Here is a 399-nt window from a genome sequence, read left to right as displayed (position 1 = left end):
CGCGCGCTCTACCACCAGCGCTGGGGTGTGGAGAGCTTCTATGGGGTGCTCAAGACGCGCTTGGCGTTGGCGAATTTCACCGGCCTCGGTCCCGAGGCGGTGCGCCAGGATTTCTTCGCCACCGTCTTCCTCAGCGGCCTGGAGTCGTTGCTCACCGAAAGCGCACAGGTCAACCTCGATGCCAAACCGACCCGCCACCCCCAGCAGGTCAACCGCGCTGTCTCCTTCAATGCCATCAAGCACAACGCCCTGCAGATGCTCATCAGCGATACGAACATCATCGAGGCGCTCTGCGAGCGCCTCACGGCCCTGTTTATGACCAATCCCTGCTCTCAGCGCCAAGACCGCAACCCCCCGCGTCGCAACACCTCCGCCAGAGGCTTACTCGATTTCTATCGG

At 62.4% G+C, this 399-nt stretch carries 1 pseudogene; it reads left to right on the top strand.

The features are described from left to right. Window positions 1–399, top strand: a pseudogene (locus E1958_RS20665) (IS4-like element ISWpi18 family transposase); the annotation flags it as partial.

Origin of the sequence: Candidatus Thiosymbion oneisti, from assembly GCF_004359955.1 — a bacterium.
Lineage (GTDB): Bacteria > Pseudomonadota > Gammaproteobacteria > Chromatiales > Chromatiaceae > Thiosymbion > Thiosymbion oneisti.
The sequence above is the reverse complement of the archived record's forward strand: the minus strand, read 5'-3'. Positions and strand labels throughout refer to the sequence as shown.